General features: G+C 65.8%; 23 protein-coding genes and 1 pseudogene. 2 read left to right on the top strand and 22 right to left on the bottom strand.

Annotated features, from left to right (window positions below; all coding sequences use genetic code 11):
• Positions 1-136: 136 nt before the first annotated feature.
• Positions 137-529, top strand: a complete 393-nt coding sequence (locus tag A5766_RS21155) for a hypothetical protein (RefSeq protein ID WP_005207967.1) — start codon at positions 137-139, stop codon at positions 527-529.
• Between the two features lie 68 nt (positions 530-597).
• Here A5766_RS21155 and A5766_RS21150 read toward each other — a convergent pair whose 3' ends face one another.
• The 12 genes and pseudogenes from A5766_RS21150 to eccCb all read right to left on the bottom strand — a co-directional run.
• Positions 598-2052: a bifunctional ADP-dependent NAD(P)H-hydrate dehydratase/NAD(P)H-hydrate epimerase gene (locus tag A5766_RS21150; protein WP_005207966.1), complete on the bottom strand. Its 1455-nt coding sequence runs from the start codon at positions 2050-2052 to the stop codon at positions 598-600.
• A gap of 6 nt (positions 2053-2058) precedes the next feature.
• The gene (gene glmS, locus A5766_RS21145; protein ID WP_064865501.1) at positions 2059-3921 is read right to left on the bottom strand and encodes a glutamine--fructose-6-phosphate transaminase (isomerizing); all 1863 of its coding nucleotides are present in this window, start codon (positions 3919-3921) and stop codon (positions 2059-2061) included.
• 6 nt (positions 3922-3927) lie between these two features.
• On the bottom strand, positions 3928-4863 hold the full coding sequence (locus A5766_RS21140) for a dienelactone hydrolase family protein (RefSeq protein ID WP_064906271.1): 936 nt from the start codon (positions 4861-4863) through the stop codon (positions 3928-3930).
• Between the two features lie 10 nt (positions 4864-4873).
• Positions 4874-5149, bottom strand: coding sequence for a hypothetical protein (locus A5766_RS21135; RefSeq protein WP_005207963.1), 276 nt, complete (start codon positions 5147-5149; stop codon positions 4874-4876).
• Positions 5146-6123: a hypothetical protein gene (locus tag A5766_RS21130; RefSeq protein WP_156527537.1), complete on the bottom strand. Its 978-nt coding sequence runs from the start codon at positions 6121-6123 to the stop codon at positions 5146-5148. Before A5766_RS21130 ends, A5766_RS21135 begins: the two co-directional genes overlap by 4 nt.
• A complete protein-coding gene (locus A5766_RS21125) occupies positions 6120-6482 on the bottom strand; it encodes a hypothetical protein (RefSeq protein ID WP_231894759.1) in 363 nt (120 codons plus the stop codon). Before A5766_RS21125 ends, A5766_RS21130 begins: the two co-directional genes overlap by 4 nt.
• Positions 6483-6687: 205 nt before the next feature.
• Positions 6688-7386, bottom strand: coding sequence for an HAD family hydrolase (locus A5766_RS21120; protein ID WP_064906286.1), 699 nt, complete (start codon positions 7384-7386; stop codon positions 6688-6690).
• 16 nt (positions 7387-7402) lie between these two features.
• Positions 7403-8812 carry a phosphoglucosamine mutase gene (gene glmM / locus A5766_RS21115; RefSeq protein WP_064906268.1) on the bottom strand — a complete coding sequence of 470 codons (1410 nt, stop codon included), beginning with the start codon at positions 8810-8812 and terminating at the stop codon, positions 7403-7405.
• A gap of 1 nt (position 8813) precedes the next feature.
• Entirely contained in the window at positions 8814-9416 is a 603-nt protein-coding gene (rpsI, locus tag A5766_RS21110) for a 30S ribosomal protein S9 (protein WP_053117479.1), read from the bottom strand.
• The gene (rplM, locus tag A5766_RS21105) at positions 9413-9856 is read right to left on the bottom strand and encodes a 50S ribosomal protein L13 (RefSeq protein WP_049699623.1); all 444 of its coding nucleotides are present in this window, start codon (positions 9854-9856) and stop codon (positions 9413-9415) included. Before rplM ends, rpsI begins: the two co-directional genes overlap by 4 nt.
• A 180-nt stretch (positions 9857-10036) precedes the next feature.
• Positions 10037-11368, bottom strand: coding sequence for a type VII secretion-associated protein (locus A5766_RS21100; RefSeq protein WP_082965591.1), 1332 nt, complete (start codon positions 11366-11368; stop codon positions 10037-10039).
• Positions 11365-13983: pseudogene (gene eccCb, locus A5766_RS21095) on the bottom strand (type VII secretion protein EccCb); the annotation flags it as partial. The pseudogene eccCb and the gene A5766_RS21100, both read right to left, overlap by 4 nt.
• Before the next feature lie 198 nt (positions 13984-14181).
• Between eccCb and A5766_RS21090 the strand changes: the two are divergent.
• Positions 14182-14649 (top strand): hypothetical protein, encoded by a 468-nt coding sequence (locus A5766_RS21090; protein ID WP_064906264.1) that lies wholly within the window; start codon positions 14182-14184, stop codon positions 14647-14649.
• Between the two features lie 1092 nt (positions 14650-15741).
• Here A5766_RS21090 and A5766_RS21085 read toward each other — a convergent pair.
• The 10 genes from A5766_RS21085 to A5766_RS21045 form a co-directional block, all read right to left on the bottom strand.
• Positions 15742-16227 (bottom strand): phage protease, encoded by a 486-nt coding sequence (locus A5766_RS21085; RefSeq protein WP_064906262.1) that lies wholly within the window; start codon positions 16225-16227, stop codon positions 15742-15744.
• Positions 16228-16238: 11 nt separating this feature from the next.
• Positions 16239-17114, bottom strand: a complete 876-nt coding sequence (locus A5766_RS21080) for a major capsid protein (RefSeq protein ID WP_064906260.1) — start codon at positions 17112-17114, stop codon at positions 16239-16241.
• Positions 17115-17127: 13 nt separating this feature from the next.
• Positions 17128-17505 (bottom strand): capsid cement protein, encoded by a 378-nt coding sequence (locus tag A5766_RS21075; RefSeq protein WP_064906257.1) that lies wholly within the window; start codon positions 17503-17505, stop codon positions 17128-17130.
• Between the two features lies 1 nt (position 17506).
• The gene (locus tag A5766_RS21070; protein WP_064906284.1) at positions 17507-18058 is read right to left on the bottom strand and encodes a hypothetical protein; all 552 of its coding nucleotides are present in this window, start codon (positions 18056-18058) and stop codon (positions 17507-17509) included.
• Positions 18059-18060: 2 nt separating this feature from the next.
• Complete coding sequence (locus A5766_RS21065) at positions 18061-18459, bottom strand: helix-turn-helix domain-containing protein (RefSeq protein ID WP_064906255.1); 399 nt, start codon at positions 18457-18459, stop codon at positions 18061-18063.
• Positions 18449-18727 (bottom strand): hypothetical protein, encoded by a 279-nt coding sequence (locus tag A5766_RS21060; RefSeq protein WP_064906253.1) that lies wholly within the window; start codon positions 18725-18727, stop codon positions 18449-18451. The genes A5766_RS21065 and A5766_RS21060 overlap by 11 nt, the downstream gene beginning before the upstream one ends.
• On the bottom strand, positions 18720-18896 hold the full coding sequence (locus tag A5766_RS24775; protein WP_197501571.1) for a hypothetical protein: 177 nt from the start codon (positions 18894-18896) through the stop codon (positions 18720-18722). Before A5766_RS24775 ends, A5766_RS21060 begins: the two co-directional genes overlap by 8 nt.
• On the bottom strand, positions 18893-19192 hold the full coding sequence (locus A5766_RS21055; protein WP_064906250.1) for a WhiB family transcriptional regulator: 300 nt from the start codon (positions 19190-19192) through the stop codon (positions 18893-18895). Before A5766_RS21055 ends, A5766_RS24775 begins: the two co-directional genes overlap by 4 nt.
• A complete protein-coding gene (locus A5766_RS21050) occupies positions 19189-19599 on the bottom strand; it encodes a hypothetical protein (RefSeq protein WP_064906282.1) in 411 nt (136 codons plus the stop codon). The genes A5766_RS21055 and A5766_RS21050 overlap by 4 nt, the downstream gene beginning before the upstream one ends.
• A 199-nt stretch (positions 19600-19798) precedes the next feature.
• Positions 19799-20904 (bottom strand): winged helix-turn-helix domain-containing protein (locus A5766_RS21045; protein ID WP_231894758.1); only part of this gene is annotated, 1106 nt, incomplete at its 5' end.

The following is a 20904-nucleotide window of genomic DNA, read 5'->3' as shown; positions in this document are numbered from 1 at the left end:
GAGTGGTCGGCGGCACACTCGAGCGATTCCCACCATGCACGTGAGTAATCACCCGCATCCGCACGCGGCGACCGGCGAGTGAACTGGACCGTGGCGCTCACGCCGATACCCCACTCCCCGCTCACTGGAGGTCCTGATGACATTCGTACCCTTCCACCCCAGTTCGTACCCGACGCCGATTGTCGGAGCCGCTCAGCCGAGCAAGGCTGTGCTCACCTGGTCATTCGTTCTCAACGTGGTCTCGATCGGCGTCTTGCCGCTAGCCGGACTCGCGGGGCTATTCGGATTTGTCCTCACCATCAGCGGCGCCGAAGCCGGCAACGCCATAGGGTATGTCGGAGTCGCTCTGTTGGCGGTCGCAGCGGGCCTCATCGTCGCTTCGGGCATCATGACGCTCGCGGCACTCGCGCTCACCGTCGTCGCGCAGATACGACACGTGGACGAGCCCTGGGCGATCGTCACGGCGTGGGTGGTGACAGCACTCAATCTGATCGGGCATGCAGTCCTTACCTACTACCTGCATTTCTAGCGAGGGCCAGATCTAGCGAGGGCCAGACCTTTGGCAAGCTCCCTGACCAGCCAGGGCTGCGGGCTCCCTCAGACCAGCAACGTGCGCAGGGCGGGCCGTAGCGCAGCCAGCAGATTCGACGCCCCGATCGGCGCTCCGCCGCTGGCCAGCGCCGCTGCCTGGGCATGCACCCTCGCTGCTGCGGCACCCGCCCAGATCGGCGGCAGACCCGCCGCGAGCAGCGCACCCGCGATGCCCGACAACACGTCTCCCGCTCCTGCTGTCGCCGCCCACGACGACCCGGCGTCGTTGCCGAACACGGTGCCGTCGGGCTCCGCGACCAGCGTGATGCGCCCCTTCAGCAATACCGTCACTCCCCAGCGCTGAGCGAGTCCCGCCACCGCCCCGAGGCGGTCGGCACCCACCTCCTCGCCGGTGAGGCGTGCGAATTCGCCCGCATGCGGTGTCAGCAGTGTCGGCGCCTCGCGTCCACGAACCAAGTCTGGGTGCTCGGACAGGACGGTCAGCCCGTCCGCATCGACGAGGACCGGCAGTTCGGTGGCGAGGATCTTCCCAAGGAGATCCAGAGCAGCGTCGTCTGTTCCGGCTCCCGGTCCGACGATCCACGCCTGCACACGCCCGGCGTCGGCGAAGTCCGGTACCGCGACGACCTCCGGAAAGTGCTCGACCACCTCGGCGTGCGCCGACCCGACGTAGCGCGTCATCCCCGACGTCGCGGTCACCGCGGCTCCCGTGCACAGGATGCCCGCGCCCGGATACCGATGCGATCCCGCGATCACTCCGACGACGCCCTGCGTGTACTTGTCGTCGTGCGGTCCGGGGACCGGCCAGGCGTCGGCGATCTCGGTGTCGGTGAGTGAGTACAGTCGCGGCCCCGTCGGAGGCGTCGACACCAGCGGCGCACCTTCCGGGTCCTCGGCAAGACCGATGTCGACGAGTTCTACGCGCCCGCATTGTGGTGCTGCGAGCAGGTGCGCGTGTCGTCTCACCCCGAACGTGACGGTGACGTCGGCGCGCACAGCGGGCTGGTTGACCTGCCCGGTGTCGGCGTCGACACCAGAGGGAAGGTCGACGGCCACGATCGGCGTCAGCGGATCGACGGACGCGAACACCATTGCAGCGGCAGGCCGTAGCGGCCCGTGCCCACCAATCCCCACGACACCGTCGACGACGACGTCGAGCGAACTGGGCAGCGGGTCGACGACCCGACCACCCGCACGTCGAAACGCAGCCAACCCGCCGGCATGCGCTTTGTCGGGTGCGAGCAGCGTCGCGCTGACCGCAGCGCCTCGTCTGGCCAGTTCGGCGCCTGCGTAGAGTGCGTCACCGCCGTTGTCGCCAGCTCCGACCACGATGCCGACGGCTCGCCCCACCACACCGTTCGTGCGTTCTGTGAGAAGCGCGGCCACCACCTGAGCCACACCGTGAGAGGCGCGACGCATCAGAGTCCCGTTGGTCAGCAACTCCCCTGTCGCGCGTTCCGCGGCGCGGACGGCGTCGGCGGTGAGGTAGCTGACCGGCATCAGGACCTACTCGACGGTGACCGACTTGGCGAGGTTACGCGGCTTGTCGACGTCGTAGCCGCGAGCCTGCGCGACGCTCGCCGCGAAAACCTGCAGCGGGATGGTCGACACCAGCGGCTGCAGCAGCGTCGGCGTCTTCGGGATCGGGATGAAGTGATCGGCGACGGCACGTGCCGACTCGTCGTCGGTTTCGGCGATCACGATGGTCCGTGCACCCCGCGCCTGGATCTCGCGGATGTTGCTGACCATCTTGGAGTGCAGCACCGCGCGACCGTCGGCCTGAGGCATCACGACGATGACCGGCAGTCCGTCTTCGATCAGCGCGATCGGGCCGTGCTTGAGCTCACCGGCAGCGAATCCCTCCGCGTGCATGTAGGCGAGTTCCTTGAGCTTGAGCGCCCCCTCGAGCGCCACCGGATAGCCGACGTGGCGACCGATGAACAGGACCGTGCCGCGATCGGCGAGCGACCGGGCGAGATCGCGGACGGGCTCCATGGTGTCAAGCACCGCGCGGACCGCATCGACCATGGCTTCCATCGCACCGAACTCACGAGCGACCTCATCGGCATACTTTGTGCCCCTGGCCTGCGCCAACGCGAGACCAACAAGATATGCCGCGGCGATCTGCGCAAGGAAGCACTTGGTCGACGCGACGCCGATCTCGGGCCCGGCGTGCGTGTAGAGCACGGCGTCGGATTCACGCGGGATCTGCGCACCGTTGGTGTTACAGATAGCCAGGACCCGAGCCTTCTGATCCTTGGCGTGCCGGACCGCTTCCAGCGTGTCGGCGGTCTCGCCCGACTGGGAGATGGCGACGACGAGGGTCTGGCGGTCGAGGACCGGATCGCGATAGCGGAACTCGCTGGCCAACTCGACCTCGACGGGCAGGCGGGTCCAGTGCTCGATCGCGTACTTGGCGAGCATGCCCGCGTGATACGCGGTACCGCACGCCACGACGAACACCTTGTCGACGTCGCGCAGGTCGTCGTCGGACAGGCGCTGCTCGTCGAGCACGATGCGACCGTTCTCCAGATGCCCGAGCAGGGTGTCGGCGAGCGCGCGGGGCTGCTCGGCGATCTCCTTGAGCATGAAGTAGTCGTAGCCACCCTTCTCAGCGGCCGCGAGATCCCAGTCGATGTGGAACGGCTTGCCGGGGCGAGGGTTCTGGTCGAAGTCGGTGATCGTGTAGCTCTCGGCGGTGATCACCACGACCTCGTCCTGGCCGAGTTCGACGGCGTCGCGCGTGTGCTCGATGAAAGCGGTGACGTCGGACGCGACGAACATCTCGTTCTTGCCCACGCCGACGACCAGCGGCGTCGACCGACGCGCCGCGACGATCGTGTCGGGGTGGTCGGAATGCGTGAAGACCAGCGTGAACGCACCGTCGAGTCGACGCAGCGCTGCGTACGCGCTCGCGACGAAGTCGCCTGCGGTCGGGCCGGAGTTGTACTCACGCTCGACGAGGTGCACCGCGGTCTCGGTGTCGGTGTCGGAGGTGAACTCGATGCCCTCGGCCTCGAGTTCGGCGCGCAGCGGGGCGTAGTTCTCGATGATCCCGTTGTGCACGACGGCGATCTTGCCGTCGGTGCTCACATGGGGGTGCGCGTTGCGATCGGTCGGCTGACCGTGCGTCGCCCAGCGCGTGTGCCCCATCCCGGTGGTGCCCGTCAGGGCTTCCCGACCGACCGCGGCGATCTGCTTGTCCAGGTTCTCGAGACGGCCTGCCTTCTTCTCGACGGTCGTGTGACCGTGTCCGTCGAGAATGGCGACACCCGCCGAGTCATATCCGCGGTACTCCATTCGACGCAGCGCCTCGACAACGATGTCGAGGGCTTCGCGCCTGCCCACGTATCCGACGATTCCACACATAGATGTTCAGCGTACCGGGGATTTTGCGCGCAATTGACGAGCCCCGCCGCCCGACTTGGCGCCGAGCAATCGCGATACCGAATCGAGGCGCTGCTCTGGCACTTCGTCGAGCTCGACGACCGTCGTCTTGCCGATCTGCGCCTCGGCGTCGGCGAAGGCGGCGTACTGGGGGTCGCCGGTGAGGGTGTACAGCAGAAATCCCGTGCTCATCGCACGTACGGTCGAATGAGACTTACGGTCGACCGCGGCGAATCCGAGTAGCGACTTGACCGACGGCCGTTCGACGATGCCTGCACGGGTCGCCTTGGGGATGGTGCGCAATGACACATCGCCCGCATAATCTCGGGCCAGCGCGAGCGCGTTGGCGTCGACGTTGTCGAGATCTCCGGCCCCGGTCAGCAGCAAGCACGGAGCAGTTGCCGTCTTCGCGGCCCGCGGCAGCGCCTGCGTGGTCGGAGCGGGAAACAGTGCGACGACGCCGCGCGCATCCGGCGCCTCCTGCCCGAGCAGTTGCTGGTCGCCCGCGGCGATGACGGCCGCGGACGCGCCGAAACCGTGTCCGACAAAGCCGATGCGGTCACGGTCGACGGTGATCTCGCCGGTGCCGAGCGAGTAGTTGCTGACGATCGACGCCGCTGCGCGCAGGTCGGCCGCGAGCCCGATGTCGGACGCCATCACGCGCTTCTGGTCGTCGGGAGCGGCGACGACGATTCCCCACGACGCGAAGTGATAGAGCAGCGAGCGGTAGCGGTTGGCGCCGGTGAGCCACCCGTGACCGAATGCGATAGCGGGATACCGACCGGCATCGGCGGGTGTGAAGACATGACCGGGCATTCCGACGATGCCGAGGTCGCCACGCAGCACCTTGTGCGGACCTCGCCGGGCAAGCTGCTTGGACAACTTGTCGGGGGACTTCGTGGAGACGCGCTTTTTCCGAGCCACGTTGCTCAGCCTATGTCGTCACACCGCCCGAAAGCGCCTCAGGGGGAGAATGTGGACTCGCCTCGGCCAGATCTGCGGGCAACAGCAGCCGGGGAAGCGCATCAGCCTCGTCGGCGTCGTCGACGAGTTGTTCCCGCATCCGGGCCGTTTGCGATCCCGATCGTCGTCGATGCTCGGCGAGTGTGCTCGCCAATTCGGCCTGCGTCGCGGTGAACTCGCGCGACGCCACGACGATCGATTCGGTTGCGCCGCGAGTGATCGCGTCGATCTGATCCGCGAGGCTCATTGGTCTCCTGCCAGTGCCAGGTCTGCGCCGGAATCGACGTCGTCCGGCGACGTCGGGGGCGGTTGGGAAGCGGGTGCCGTGTCGGTCTGATCCGGGCTGGGTGGGCTGTCGGATCGAGAACTCTCGGGTTGCGGCAGCGTCAGCGGAACGTCGACGTTCTCGTGGTCGACTGCGCGATCGGGCGCCTCGACCTCCCGTTCAGGTGCACGATTCCGCTCACCGTCGCTGTCGTCGTGGGCACGTTCTGCCGGTTGACTGTCCGAGAGTTCAACCGACATCTGTTGTGGTACAAGATGATTCACGTCGGGGCGGCCGCGCTCACGATCGGGATACGTCTCGACGTCGAGTCCCTCGGTCGCCCGGTTGAGCGTGTGGAGGATCTCGTCGACCGTGCGGACCGTCGTGTCGGCGGTGTCGAGAAACAGTCGCACCCGCGACGCGATGTCGGCCGCCACGAGCGAGAGCGGAACCGCCCCGGTGAGGACAGCTGCGGGCAGCTCGGCGATCGGGACGCCCGCGATGACGGGACACGAGCAACGCGCGACCGTGACGTACCAGGTGCGCAACAGTCGATCGATTCCCGACGCCGCACTGCTCGTCGACTCCGACAGGGTGCGCAGCACACCGAGATCCGACTCGGCGCGACGCTGATGTGCGACGAGGAGCGCGGTCGCGGCGTCGCCCGATGCACTCGACCACCCGTCGTCGAGTCTGATCTGCTGCTCGGGCAGGCAGTGCAGTTGCTCGGCCACTGCGCGATGTGCCGCCGCGAGCCTGTGTGCGTCTTCGGCGAGTGCGGCGACGTCGAATTGTCCGATGCGCGCCAACGGTTCTCGCAGCTCGTCGTCGGCGGGAACGTCGATACCGAGTGACCGGCCGACACCCATCAGCGAGACCAGGTCGTCGATGCTCGCGATCGCCTGCTCCCGTAGGGCGGGCAGACCCTCCAGCACTTCCTCCATCGCCTGCGTCACTCGCCGACTCCGGCCGGGCGCGACGTCCCCGGATCACTGCCGGCGGCTCGTCGGATCACGGGCGCGAGATCGGCATCGGCGTCGTCGAGTCGACTCATCCCCCGCTCGAGCATGTCCGCGAGGTCGGCCGCAGCGATGGATTGGGTCCGAAGTCGTTGTGCGAGATGGTCGCCCATCGCGACGTAGCGTTCTGCGAGCGTCGCGTACGCCTCGCCGGAACACCACCGGCCGAAGGCCGCCGACTCCATGTCGGATGCGGCGGCGGCGACGACCGACGACGCGCGCCGATAGAACGAGACCACCCCGTGCACCTGATCGAGGTCGACGCGGAGATGGTCTCCCGACGCCCGCGAACTCACTTCTGACACAGTCCCACCCGTCTGCCGCCTGCGCTGTCGAGATAGCGTCGGACACCTCGTTCGGGTGCCCGATATGCGGCTATCTACGTGTGGCGTTGAAGTCTAGACGGTGAGAACACGCCGCGGGTTCCATGTTCGCCCACATTTTCTCGGTACCAGCCGACATTCACTCAGCAACAGTTGCGGTCGACGAGGTCGCCGAACGCTACGACACAGCGATTCCGTGCCGCTCCACGGCGTCGACCAGGGCTGTCGGGCGTTGCTGCGGCGGGACGTCGTGCACGAGTTCGAACGCGCTACCGATGCGCGTCGCCCCGCCGTCGGCTTCGGAGCTGTCGCCGATCATCAGGGCGTCGTAGCCCGCGACACCGAGTTCGTCGAGGGCAGCCTCGAAGATCCTCGGATTGGGCTTGATCGCGCCGACCTCGTACGAGAGTGCGTACGCGTCGACAAGATCACGCAGGCCGACGCGCTCGAGCACTTTGCGGACGTCGAAGGCGATGTTGCTGACGATGCCGACCGGAACGGCCGCCGACTTCAGGCCCCGCAAGACCGTCGCGGTGTCGTCGAACGGTTCCCACGATGCCGGGTCGAGTACCCGCTCATAGAGTGACTCCGCCTGACCGGGAACCGTCAGTCCAGACGCCCGTAGGATCGCCAGATAGGCACGACGATGCTCGGCCGGATCGAGATCTCTTCTCTCCCAAGAGATTCGATCATCGTCTTCGACGGCGGCGGGAAGTCCGACGGGCTGTGTCATCCGTCGGATGAGTTCCATCTGGTGGTCGAGGTGCAGTGGTCGACCGTTCTCGTCGTGGAGGTCGGCAAACCAGTCGGGCTTGTCGGTGAAGCGGAACAGCGTTCCCGAGAAGTCGAACAGGACCGCCTTGGGAGTGCTGCTCATCGCGTCACCGACGTCCCTACTCCGACCGCGCTGACGCACCAACAGACTCCGATGAGCCTGCTTCGGCGACGACCGAGGCGATCCGCTCGGCGATGCCGTGTGCGAGTTCGGGAGTCGGTGCCTCGACCATGACGCGGACGAGTTGCTCGGTTCCCGAGGGGCGCAACAGAACTCGTCCTGTCGATCCCAACTCCTGCTCGGCCACCTCAACGGCGTCGCGCACCGAGTCGGCGATCGCGACCGCGTGCTTGTCGGCGACCCGGACGTTGATGAGCTCCTGCGGCAGCACGGTGACGATCGACGCGAGTTCGGCCAGACGCTTGCCCGACCTGACGATCTGCTCCATCAGCAGCAACCCGGTGAGGATGCCGTCGCCGGTCGTTCCCGCCTGCGGGTAGACGATGTGACCGGACTGCTCACCACCGAGCGAATAGCCTCCCCGTCGCAGTTCCTCAAGTACGTATCGATCGCCAACAGCGGTGGTACGCACCTCGATTCCCGCTTCGCGCATGGCGATGTGCAGACCGAGGTTGCTCATGACGGTCGCGACCAGCACGTCGTCGACGAGTCGGCCGCGGGCATGCAGTGCGGTGGCGAGAATAGCCATGATCGCGTCGCCGTCGACCAGTTGTCCGGTCGAGTCGACTGCGAGGCAGCGGTCGGCGTCGCCGTCGAACGCTATGCCGAGGTCGGCACCGTGCTCCAGAACGGCCGCCTGCAACTTCTCCATATGCGTCGAGCCGCAGTCGGCGTTGATGTTGATGCCGTCGGGTTCGGCGTGGATGGTGGTGACGGTGGCACCAGCGCTGGCGAACACTTGCGGACCCACTTGTGCCGCAGCGCCATTCGCGCAATCGACGACGACGTTGAGTCCGTCGAGTCGCGCGTCGATGGCCGCGGCGAGATGCGCTGCGTAGCGGGCACCGGCGTCGGGCGCCTCGCGCAGACGGCCGACGCCCGCGCCGGTCGGGTGGGGAATGTCGCCGGAGGTCATCACGGCTTCGATCCGGTCTTCGACCTCGTCGTCGAGCTTGTGTCCGCCCGCGCCGAAGAATTTGATGCCGTTGTCGGGCATCGGATTGTGCGACGCCGAGATCATCACACCGAACGTCGCGTCGTAGTCGCCGGTCAGGAAGGCGACGGCGGGCGTCGGCAGCACACCGACGCGGATGGCGTCGGCGCCGACCGAGGCGAGTCCGGCACAGACCGCGGCTTCGAGCATCTCGCTCGACGCGCGCGGATCACGACCGACGACCACCTGGGGCCGAAAGCCCGTGGTGCTGCCGCCGGCCGATGCAGTGTCGCCGGATGTGGAAAGGTCTCCGAGAACGACCGCGGCGGCCGAGGCCAGGCGCAACGCCAACTCTGCGGTGAGTTGGTCGTTGGCCAGGCCTCGGACGCCGTCGGTACCGAAAAGGCGTGCCAAGTCAGCGCTTGGAGTACTGCGACGCCTTGCGGGCCTTCTTCAGGCCGTACTTCTTGCGCTCGACCGCACGCGGGTCGCGAGTGAGGAAGCCGGCCTTCTTCAGTGCCGGACGATCCTCAGGGGTGACCTCGATGAGGGCACGGGCGATCGCGAGACGCAACGCACCGGCCTGGCCCGAGGGGCCGCCGCCGACGAGCTTGGCGTAGATGTCGAACGACTCGGTGCGCTCGACGGTCACCAGCGGAGCCTTGATGAGCTGCTGGTGAACCTTGTTGGGGAAGTAGTCCTCGAGGCTGCGGCCGTTGAGGGTGAATCCACCCGAACCGGGCAGCATGCGGACGCGGACCACGGCCTCCTTGCGGCGACCGACGGTCTGGATCGGACGGTCGATGACCACGGGACCACGATCGATGGTGACCTCGGCGGCAGCAGGTGCCTCGGTGTCGTAATCGTCTGCGGCCTGCTCGAGCTCGACAGCGGCCTCGACGGCAGCTTCGACAGCGCCCTCTGCGGCAGCGGTGTTCTCACCGGCAGCGGCCTGCGCCTCGGCGGCGTTCTCGACTGCGTTCTCCACAGCCTCGTCGCTGATGTTCTCGTTGCTCACTGGGCCACCTGCTTGATCTCGAAGGGAACGGGGCGCTGGGCCGCGTGGGGATGGTTCGGGCCTGCGTACACCTTGAGCTTCGAGGCCATTGCGCGGCCGAGCTTGGTGTGGGGCAGCATTCCCTTGATCGCCTTCTCGACGACCCGCTCGGGGTGCGAGTCGAGCAGCTCTGCGGTGGTCTGCACCTTGAGACCACCCGGATGTCCGGAGTGCCGGTAGTTCAGCTTGCGATCAGCCTTGTTGCTGGTCAGCGCAACCTTCTCGGCGTTGATGATGATGACGAAATCGCCACCATCCATGTGGGGTGCGTAGGTCGGCTTGTGCTTGCCGCGGAGCAGGTTCGCGCTCTGCACGGCCAGCCGGCCGAGCACCACGTCGTTGGCGTCGATGACATGCCACGTACGCGTGATGTCACCGGCCTTCGGGGTGTAAGTAGGCACAGGTGGTCCTCAACTCTTATGTCGATGGTGCTGGTCAGGGGCGCAGACGGAGACGATTCCCGGCGACCAGTGGGGACCCGGGGCTCTGCTACCTTGCTCCACGCAGGAACGAAGGTGTCACGCACCAGCGATCCAGAGTACGCGACGCCGCTGGTCAGGGTCAAAACGCGGCTGGTGGCCTCACGGGACGATCCTCGCCGTCGACACAGCCCGTGCACAGTGGGCGTCGACCGATTCTCCCGCAGAACCGGCCTGGCACCCGATACTCACCTGCAGATCGTCGTCGACCAGCACGTACCAGCGGATCGCCGACCCCGACGCGGGTGCCTCGCGGTAGGCGATCACCTCGCGGTCCCCGAACCTCGTCGACGCCGAGAACTCGCTCACCACGTCGTCGCCGCGCTGACTGATCCGGTTGCGCAAACTGTTCGCCACCGAGTCGAGCGTCGACGCCGAGCGCACGTCGCTCTGCACCAGAAGAATCCGACCACCCGACCCTGGATCGGTGAACACACTGCGGGCCTGGCCGGTGCCACGATCGGACGGGTCGCCGGGCATCGGTGGCGCGCTGTGATGCCAGGCCACTGGCACCGACAACGTCGTACGCCCGACGACGGCGTCGCGGTATGTCGGCCCCTGCGGCGCGTCGTCGTGTCGCCATCCGACGACGCCGAGCACCACCAGACCGACGACCAGCAGAGCACAGCACGCGATCGGCAGTCGGTATCGTCGCGCGAACGACTGGCGTGCAGGTGCGTACTCCGGTTGGTCGCCCACCGCCTCCGGTAGCGGGGCGACGACGGCCGTCCGTGCCCCGTGCCGACGGACAAGTGCACGATCGACCGGCACAACGCGCCCGGCAACGGCATACGCGCAGATCTCTTCGATCGCGGCGCGAACCTCATTCCGGTCGGAACCGTCGACGAATACCGCCTCCACCGAGTCGTCGATGAGCGCGACGATCTTCTCCCCCACCTGCGCATCGTCATCCAGAGTGATGACGCCGCTGCGCTCGATCACCCAACCCGCGGAGGTGCGGACCAGCCGTGCAACATCCCAGGTCGGTGGCACCGTGTCGGCCGGATAGCTCGGCCGGTGTGTGGTCTCGACAACCACACAGTTGCCCATCACGGTGTCGCTGTGACTGCGTGCCACGAGAACTGCGCGAGGTATCAGACTCGCGGGCGGGCGCATACCCGCGGCCGCGCGCGCGAGAACCCCGCACCGCACCGACCCCCAGGTGCTGGGGTGGCCGATCAGGACAGGAACATCGCTCACGCTGCGAGCGATGTTCCACAGCACCTCACGCCAGAGTTCTCCGACGTCACGCGACGCACCGGCTACGGTCACCGCGGCCGCGTCGATGTGGTCGAGCAAGAAGGTGACGTCAAGGGGCTCCGGCCCGCTCGCAGTGTCGACGACGGCCTCGCCGTACGCGAGATCGACGACGACCGGCGCAACTGTCGGTGCGGCCGGGGCGAACGGCTCCGGCTGCCGGATCGTCACGCTCACTGATCCGCCTCGAGGGCCACCTGGATCATCTCCTGCGGCCTGACCCGCGACACGAGCTCTCCGCGGCCCGGCACGAGCTGCTGCATCCTGGATCGACCGACGATGTAGCCCTCGTCGCGGTCGCCGCTCATCAGCAGGACGTCACTCGACAGGTCCTTCAGCCGGGCGATCACCGGGTCGAACATCGCCCGACCGACACCACCCGACCGTCGTGCGAGCACGATGTGCAGTCCGATGTCGCGGGCGTGCGACGCCATCTCGACCAGCGGTTCGATCGGATGCCGAGCGCCGGTGGCCACCATGTCGTAGTCGTCGATGATGACGTAGATGTCGGGACCCGACCACCAGCTCCGTTCCTTCAACTGCTGCACGGTCAGGTCCTCCGGTGGCAGCCGGTCACGGAAGTAGCCCGCGAGTTGGGTCATCATCGATCCCGCGTTCTCGGTCGAGCTCGCATAGCCCGCCAGGTGCTCGCCCTCGATGATGCCCAGCATCGTGCGCCGGAAGTCGACGAGGACGATCTTGACCTCGTCGGGCGTCGAATTGCGCACGAGCCCCTTGACGATCGTCTTGAGCACGTTGGTTTTTCCGTGCTCGACATCGGAGAACACCATGAAATGCGGTTGGACGCCGAAGTCGAGGATCACGGGAGCAAGCTCGAGTTCGCCGACGCCGATCGCTACCTGGTTGGGTCCCAACGTGATCGACGACGCCGCCAACAACTCGTCGACGCCCTCACGGGTGATCTCGGTGCCGAGTTTGCGCACCGGCATGGCCTGCCGGTCGGCTCCGTACGCGTTCTGCAGCTTCTCCGCGGCGTGAGCGACACCGGCGCGTAGCGATTGTGCTGAGGAGACCCCGTCGAGCCTCGGCAACGCGATGAGCATGTGCAGTTCCTGTGCGGTGAGCCCGCGTCCTGGCCGATTCTGCGGGACCGATGCCGCTGCGCGCCTGCCCATCGTCGAGTCGCTGGGGTCGCCGAGCCGCAGTTCGATCCGACTGCCCATCAGGTCGCGCATCGCCGGCTTGACCTCTGCCCACCTCGACGCCGCGATGACGACGTGGACTCCGTACGAGAGTCCCTGTGAGACAAGGGTGCTGATCTGTTCGTCGAGAAAGTCGAACTCGCCGCGGAGCACCGCGATGCCGTCGAAGACGAGGAACACATCGCCGTGCCGGTCGTCGCCGAGAGGGTCGTCGTCGGCGAGGACTCCGGTGGCGAACCATTGCGCCCGACGCGCGCGGAAGTCCTGCATCGACTCGATTCCCAAGCGCGCGAACAATAATTCGCGACGACGCAGGATCGCCGACACCTCGGCGACCGTACGACGCACCGCGTCGAGATCGCCGCGCGAGGCCACCGATCCGACGTGCGGCACTCCGGCCAGACCCGCGAGGCTGCCACCGCCGAAATCGAGGCAGTAGAACTGAACCTGCTCGGGTGTATGGGTTGCCGCCATCGACATGACCAGGGTGCGCAGCGTCGTCGACTTGCCCGATTGCGGACCACCGACAACCGCGACGTTGCCCGCGCCGCCCGACAGATCGAGCAGCAGCAGGTCGCGACGCTGGTCGTACGGGCGGTCGACGATGCCGACGGCAGCGACGAGAGTGCCTGGCGCAGCGGGTTGATTCACGTCCCGACCGACGAGTACGTCGACTGTCGGAGAGTCGTCGAGCGGAGGCAACCAGACACCGTGCGCTGCGGGTCCATGCCCCGCGATTCTCCCGACGAGTGTCTGCAGCAACGTCGGAACACCAACCCCGACGACGTCTGCACCGACGCTTCCGTTGTCGCCGGAATCGCCCGCCCCAACCCCGTCGGTCATTCCCAGCTCGGTGGTGTTCGAATCGGCCCTCGGCGGCTCTTCGTCGAGCAGCGCCAGCGCGGCGTCGAGTACCGAACCCTGCTGGGCCACTGCGTAATCCCCGTCTCCGTCATTCGCGTCGCCGTCAACCGAACCGCTGTCAACCGCACCGTCGAGTGGCACCGGTAGTGCAGTGAAGATTTTCATCGTGGCGCGCGGACGATCGGAGTCCACGTCGATCTCGTCGAGGTAGGCAGATGGCGAGTGATAGGGGCCGGACACATACGAGGTGTTGAATCTGACCGGCTCGGCGCTGTCGCATTTGAGGTACGCGGAGCCCGGAACGCTCGGCAGGTGATAGGCGTCGGGAACGCCGAGCACCGACCTCGACTCATTGGCGGAGAACGTCTTCAGCCCGATGCGATACGACAGGTGGCTGTCGAGGCCGCGCAGTTTGCCCTCCTCCAACCTCTGCGAAGCCAGCAGCAGATGGATGTGCAGCGAACGCCCAAGTCGGCCGATCGCCACGAACAGCTCCGCGAAATCCGGCTTCTGGGAGAGCAATTCGGAGAACTCGTCGACGATGATGAACAGTGCAGGCATCGGTTCGAGACGCACGCCCGACGCGCGCGCACGCTCATACTCGGCAACGTTGGCAAAGTTTCCCGAGGCGCGGAGCACCTCCTGTCGACGGGTCATCTCACCGGAGAGCGCATCCTTCATCCGGTCGACCATTGCGAGTTCTTGTTCGAGGTTGGTGATGATCGCCGCGACGTGCGGCGCCGACTCGAGTCCGATAGAGGTAGACCTAGGACACCTATCAAAGCGATAGCGGCCCCGGTGGGTGCTACCAACACCTTCCGAGGCCTGGATACACCGGAGGTAAATTCCGATGCACCGTCATCGCATCTTATCCGCCGACTGCGTCACGATCATCGTGACGCTGGCCCTCTACTTCGTCCCCCTCGCTGTTCTGCGACTCTGCATGGAGCTGGGGTGGCACGCATGAGCCTCACAGTTGTCGCAGTTCGACGCTCGGAACCATCGGATCTGTCCCAGTTCGGCATCACCGTCAAGCAACGCAACGAGTCGCCGACCTACACGGCTGAGGACGGCGTCGTGTGGAAGTCTGCGTGCCTCATCTATGTCTGGGACGACGGGCGGATGACGGTAGTTGTGTTGACGGCGCTCACTGAGCGAGAACTCGGAGTCGTCTACGGACTCGCAGAAGACGTGTTCAGTGCCGGCGTCGCGAAATGCAAATACGAGAAGTGGACGCGGCTGCGGAAGACCAATCGGCGTCGCATCGGCGGGTACCGGGTTCACTACTACGTGCGTGCCGACGACGCTGATCCCCATAAGAAGTGGATGTCGGCGGCGTTGGGCGACGAGCCAGAGAAGCTGTTGAGCACGTTGAAGGAGTCGGTTGATACCGAGGTCTCCGAGCAAGACCGGGGCACTGTGCAGCACTGAGTGCTCAGCACGGGGCTGCTCTTCACCAACAAGTGGATAAGAGCAGACCGACCTGACGACTACGCCGCAACCGTGGGCGTCATGTACACGGTCGCCCTGACGGTTCAACCGTAGTCACCCTGACCACGGTCGGCCCCGCGCGGTGCTCATCACCGCGACTGCATGGCGCATTTCACCACGCAGCCTCCTAACGCCCTGACGGCTCAACCGTTGTGCTCATCTCAACGGTTGCCGGGTTCAACTCCCGGCAAGGGCACTCAGCGCACGCAACCACTCCAACCGCGTGCCCGTCGTTTCCCGGTGAGCTCGACGAAAACCAGCCACCAGCACGTAGCCCAGTCCCTCACCGTGCTTGAGGGCCACCACTCGCGTCGTCGCGAAACGCGAGAGAAGGTGCCATGACGATCACACCTGTCCAACGGACACGGTGCTAGCAGTCGTGGCCGGACGCGATAGGGGCATGGTTGTCGTGGGTCGAACGGGATGGGGTTCAACGCGCGGCCACCCGTAGGGTGTCGATACAAACGGTAGCTGCATTGAGAGTTTCCCAACGCAGGCCCACGACCTACTCCGAAGCCCTGAACGTGACATAGGCATCGCAGGACGTGATGAAACAACTCGGGCCACTCGTCTGCTCCAAATACGGCAGACCATCCGAGCCATTCACCCGAATGTGCTTGAGCTTCTCCGGCTCGCCACACGCCGCGCAATCGTTTCCAGTCAGTTCAAACCACGAGGCCATAAACGGACAATAGCCCCAAAATATCGAGACCGGGGGAACAACCTGACTGCCGAGGTAGTCAGATGTCTCTCTCCCCCGGCGAAAATGCCCAGTGACCTGCAAAAGAAAAAATTCCTGACTACCTCGGCAGTCAGGGTGTGGGGGGTGTCTGGATATTTGGTGGGGGTGCCGGGATGGGTAGACCCCCGCTCGCCCGTGGTGGGTTTGCGGGGGTCTGATGTCGGCGCGCTGGTCGGTCTGTGAGCTGGAAAGTCCACTGGTGGGGACGGGGGCTCTCGCGGCCATGCATTCCCGTTGCTGGAACTGGAGTTACGGCGAGGGTGTGTTTGACGCGCCGAACGTTGTGGGGGTTACCGGAACCAGGTTGCGGCGTCGGTCAGGTCGTCGGTGTCGGCGGCGTGCCCGATCTCGGTTCGGGGGACGGCGGTCTCGTCGGGGACGGAGGCGAGGACGTCGGCCATACCGGGGTCTGCGGTGATGAGTGTGACCCAGTGGTCACGTCGGGCCGGGGTGATCTTGCCCGCTCGGATCGCATCGTTGACCTGGCCGTCGATCTTGGCTTTCGCGGCAGCGGCTTTGACCTGTCGGCCTTCGGCGGCTTCGGTGCGGAGCGCGGCGAGGCTGTCGCTGTCGATGACCTCCATGCCGATGCGCTTCGCGGCAGCGGCGACCGCAGACGGCTTGGCGTCCTTGCTGTCGCCGGTGTTGGCGGCTTGCTTGGCGAGGTCGTCGATGACGGCGAGTATCGCGTCGGCGTCGGCGGGGTCGGTGTCGGCGGGCAGGCCCAGCAGTTCGAACAGTTGGCTGGTCTGGTCGTCGGTGAATGTCAGTGCCATGATCGTCTCCTTTATCCGGCGAGGCCGGTGATCTTCTTGGCGGCGTAGGGGCGGTCGACGGCGAACGCGGGCACACAGTAGGCCTGCACCCACGTGGAGCGCGTCGAGCGGTCGTCCCACTTGTCGACGGTCAGTGGGGCTTCGAATCCGACCGTGCCCACAGCACCGGCCTGCACTGCCCACCCGGTTCCGGCAGCGACGCGCGGGTTGGCGAACAGCGTCACGCCTGCACTCTTGAGCATGGCGTCGAGTCCGTCACCGTAGGCGACGCGCAGGCTGTGCGCTTCGTTCGGGTGTACGACCAGCAGGTCGTGGGTGACGCCGAGTTCCTCGAGGTCTGCGGCCAACTGTGCGGCCGAGAGGTCGGCGGTCGGCCGGGAGCCGGACGGGGTGAGTTGTGTTTCGGGACCGACGAGAACCAGATCCGACCAGTCGTGCCCGGTGACGGCTTCGATGGTGGCGTCGGCAATGGCGCCCATCGCGGCGACGTCGAGCTTGCGGGCAATCGTGTTCGACAACTGCGTAGTCTGCTGGTCTAGGTAACTGACGTCGTTGCGGCCGATCTGTTCGTCGCTGATCTGAAACTTGCCGCCCCAGTCCTCGACGACGGCGAGTTTGGGTTCGGGATCGACACCCTCGACAACCCGGTATTCGTTACCGGGAGAACGCTTCTCGACGTCGGTGGAGTAGAAGTCGGACGCCTGCACCACCGAATAGAGCATGCCGCCCCCGGTGACAGGTGCGCCGAGGTTGGAGAAAAACTTCGGCAGCAACAGTTGTTCGTCGGCGAGCTTGGCGATCTGGTTGCGGATGAGGGCGGGTTGCTTGAGTGCGACATCGACGGTCAGTCGACGCCCGGTCAGTTCGGGGATCAAAGCGTTGGGCATGGGTCAGTTCCTCTCAGAGAAGCGCGATTTCGGCGTCGGAGTTGTTGGTGGCGGCGGTGACGGCGTAGCCGACGACTTTGCCGCTGGTGGCGGTGATGACGCGGCCCGCGGTGCCGACCTCGACGTCGGCGCCTGCGGCGATCGCTGCTCCTGCGGTGACTTTGACAACGCCGTCACGTGCGACACCGACGAGCTCTCCGTTGTTGGCGTCGTGCTTGGCGACACCGAATGTGCGGGCACCTGCGGCGGCGGGTGCCACTGCAAGGTTGCCGTCCGCGGTGCGGTTGCCTGAGATTGCGACGAATCGGCGTGCGGTGATGGCGGCGGTCGCCTGGGCGGTGACATCACCACCGGGCGCGTACACGCGCGGGTTGGAGATAGAGGTCGACATGTTAGAGCACCTTCCGTTGGTTGCGGCGACGTCGAGCCGCGGCGATGAGAATGGTTGTGCGGTAACCGGTGTCGGGCCATCCGGCACCAGTGGTTGTGAGGGCGACACGTTTGCGGGCTGACGCGGCAACCAGATCCTGTAGCGAATCAAGGGACGTGATGGCGGGTGCGGCTTCGCCGAGCAGCGCGAGGCCGGTCAAAGCCAGCGGCCACACCGTGCCAGCACCGTCCTGAAAGTCGTAGGCAGCTTCCACGGAACGGTCCGGGTAGTGCAGTGGTGCGGCGTCGGCCAACCATGCCGGCATCACGAGATCACCGACCAGAGTGTCGCCGTTGTTGGTTGTGCGTAGTTTGTCGACGAATCCGAAACTGGGTGTGCCGTCGAATCGTTCGTCGGTGTGGCCGAGTTTGATCGGGGGTTTGCGTACGGCTCCCGCTGTGAAGGCGTCGATCATGGCGGCGATGTCGGCGCGGGTCACTGTCCACGGTCCGGTGGAAGCTTCCCAGGTGCCTACCTTCACCAGTTCGACGCCGGTGACGCGTTTTTCAGCCACGGTCACCCCTGTCGTTCGGCGCGGGCGACCACCGCTGCCGCTGGATATAGCCACCGCCCACCGGAACGTACAGCAGGGAGCCGACCACGGCGCGCGAGGTCTCGGACATTGCCAGGGGTGCATCCGAGGATGTTTGCGGCGCGTTCGGTATCGACGAACTCATAGGCAGACAATGCGTCACGATCCGCCGAATCCTTTGCGCCACTGACGTACCCGCTAGTGGTAGAGCGTGTCGCGTCAGAACTCGCGCGAGAAAGGCGGCGTTCGAGGTCGACCAGCCGAGGCGACGGACGTGAACCTTGCTTGGCCTCGAGTAGTGCGGCGAGTAGTTTCATCGCGCGTGCGAGGTAGTCGGCGTCGGAGGCATCGAGCAGCACACCGGAGACCTTCTCAATCGTCATCAGACACCCCATAGAGGACCGTGAGCCGATCCTGTAGCTGTGTGGGTTCCTCACCGTTGCGAGGCAGGCGAGACAACGCCCAGAACAGGGCGACGTTAATGTCAACGGCGCTCGCCTGCTCGGTGACCCACAGATCGGTGAGCGCGGCGTTGAAGCCGTGATTGTCGGCGCGGTATCCGTGCAGGACCGCGCCGATCACCGCGCGCTCGATGCGCAGGCTACGGCGTACAGCTTTCACGTCCTGGTCGTCGGGGAACTTGTCAGTCATGCTGTTGTCTCCTGAGTTCGTCGATAGCTGCGACTAGATCAGTCGCCAGTTGTGTGGCTTCGTCGATGTCGAGGCCGTAGCGGTCACCGACCAACGTCACGACGACTGGCCGCGCATAGTCGCGGGTGACGTAGACCGACGCCGAACCGCCCCTGCCGTAGCGCCTCACGCGACGCTCCGTGGGCGACCAGGCAGGCGGGGCGAGCGAGCAGCGACCACCGAGCCGTCAGTGCGCCGCTGTGCCGCCCAGTCCCGGCACCGCTCGAGCACCGGGCAGCGATGACACAACGCTTCGGCGTTCTCGTGCCGGTACCGGGTGTCAGCGGCGTCCTCGTACGGGGCAGGCGGATCGAACAGTTCCGCCGAGCCGACACACAAGGCGCCCGACAGGTCTGCGGTGTCGGTGAGGATCGCCTCGAGTAAGTCGACCACGCCGCCTTCGCGACGAGACACGTTGCGGCTCATATCGCCTCCAGCGGTCCGTATAGCTCGACACGAATAGTTGCCGCTGCGTCGTCGACATACACGCGGTAGTGGCCGCGGTCGGGTGTGCCGGGGTCACGCAACCTCCGATCGGTGAAGAGGAGTCGTTCGCCGCGTTGCTCGACGACGGCCGCGAACACATGCGAGATGTGAATGCCGCCGTCGACGACCTCGGTGGCTCGGATTGGTCTGCCATCGGAGTAGTGGGTGAACTCGAAGGTGGCTCGGTGCAGATTGGCGACCGTCTCGGCGAGCGCATCGGTCTCGAACTGGTGGTCGTCGCAGACGCCGTGATCGCTGAGGGTGTCAATCACCCACGAGAAACAATCTGTCGTCTCGAGCGCGGCGTAAATCAACACGTCGGTCTCGCGGTTTGGGGATTGGCTCATCGGTGTGTCTCCTTCGGGAAGCGGAATGGTCGTCGAATGCGGGCGCGTTGCACGGAGCCTCGAGGCCAGGCGATCGGCACGCATGTCAGGTGCTGGCCGCGCTCGATGTCCTCGTCAAAACTCATCGGGAACCGGCAGGCGCCACAGAGAGGGAGCCTCCGAGAGTTGTGCCAGATATGTAAGTAGGGGCGGGTAGGAGTCACCTGGAATCACCGCTCTTTCCAGTAGTCCTACGCGCAGGTACTAACTTTTCTGGCACAAGTAGGGACGACGGATCGATGTCGTCGGCGAGGAAGTATCGCCAAACGGTGCGCATGTCCCCTTGCTGTTCCTCGTCACAGGTGAGGACTCCCAACATGTGTAGCGCCTGGAGTTGGCGGTCGACGGTGTTGCGCGGTTTATCCAGCCGCTTGCGTACCTCGGTCGTCGATGAGCCTGGGTTCGCAGCGAGGTCGTCGACAATTGCCAGGCGCAGCGGAGGCATCGAGTCGCGCGCGCACCGGATCGCCAGCCGCAAGGCATGCTGGCGGTCCATTCCGAGCGCGACCGCGCCGCGCATCACCTGTGCGAGTTGCTTGGCGAATCGGGTGGGCATCTCGGGCGCGTGTGCGTCGATGACGTCGCCGCGGTAGTCGAACTCGACACCAGTGCGTGCGAGCGTCACCAGATCGGCAGCGGCGAGCACCTTGTCGGTCTCGTCCTCGGTGAGTGCGACGCCGACGAGATCTCTGTGCAGCAGCGAACCCACAACGTCCGTGAGGTCTGCACGCATCGCAGCCTCGTGGCCGGTGTTGCCGATAGCCTGCCTGCCGGCCTTCTGGCGACCAGAACGGGAATCCATGCGCACCAGCACGAACCGGTCACCCATTGACGCGATGGCCGCGTGCGCTTTATCCCAGGCGGTCGTGACGGCTCCGACGACAACGATGCGGCCATGCCAGTCGAGCGTGCGGCCACCATCGGAGCCGACGTTGCGCGACCAGTGCCCGTCGTAGACCTCGCGCAGCGCGGCGAGCACCTCGGCGCGAGCATCCTTGTTCATCGACAGAATCGACGTGACGTCCTTGACGACCAGCACGCCGCGGTCACCGATCTTTCGCAGGAGTCCGCCCGTCGCGTCCTTGGCGCGGTCCTTCTGTGCGGTCGCCGATAACAGGGCACCTGGTGATGAGACTGTCGATGTGACGATTGCACCAGCACCGGCGAGCGCCTGGGCTGTCTCGGTCTTAGCCTCGATCCACCGATTCGTATTCGTTTGGGCGGTGAGGGATAGACGAAATGCCCTGTCTGAGTGACAGAATGGGA

Origin of the sequence: Gordonia sp. 852002-51296_SCH5728562-b (assembly GCF_001665475.1) — a bacterium.
GTDB lineage: Bacteria > Actinomycetota > Actinomycetes > Mycobacteriales > Mycobacteriaceae > Gordonia > Gordonia sputi.
Note: the sequence above shows the minus strand (reverse complement) of the source record. Positions and strands in the feature narration are given on the sequence as shown.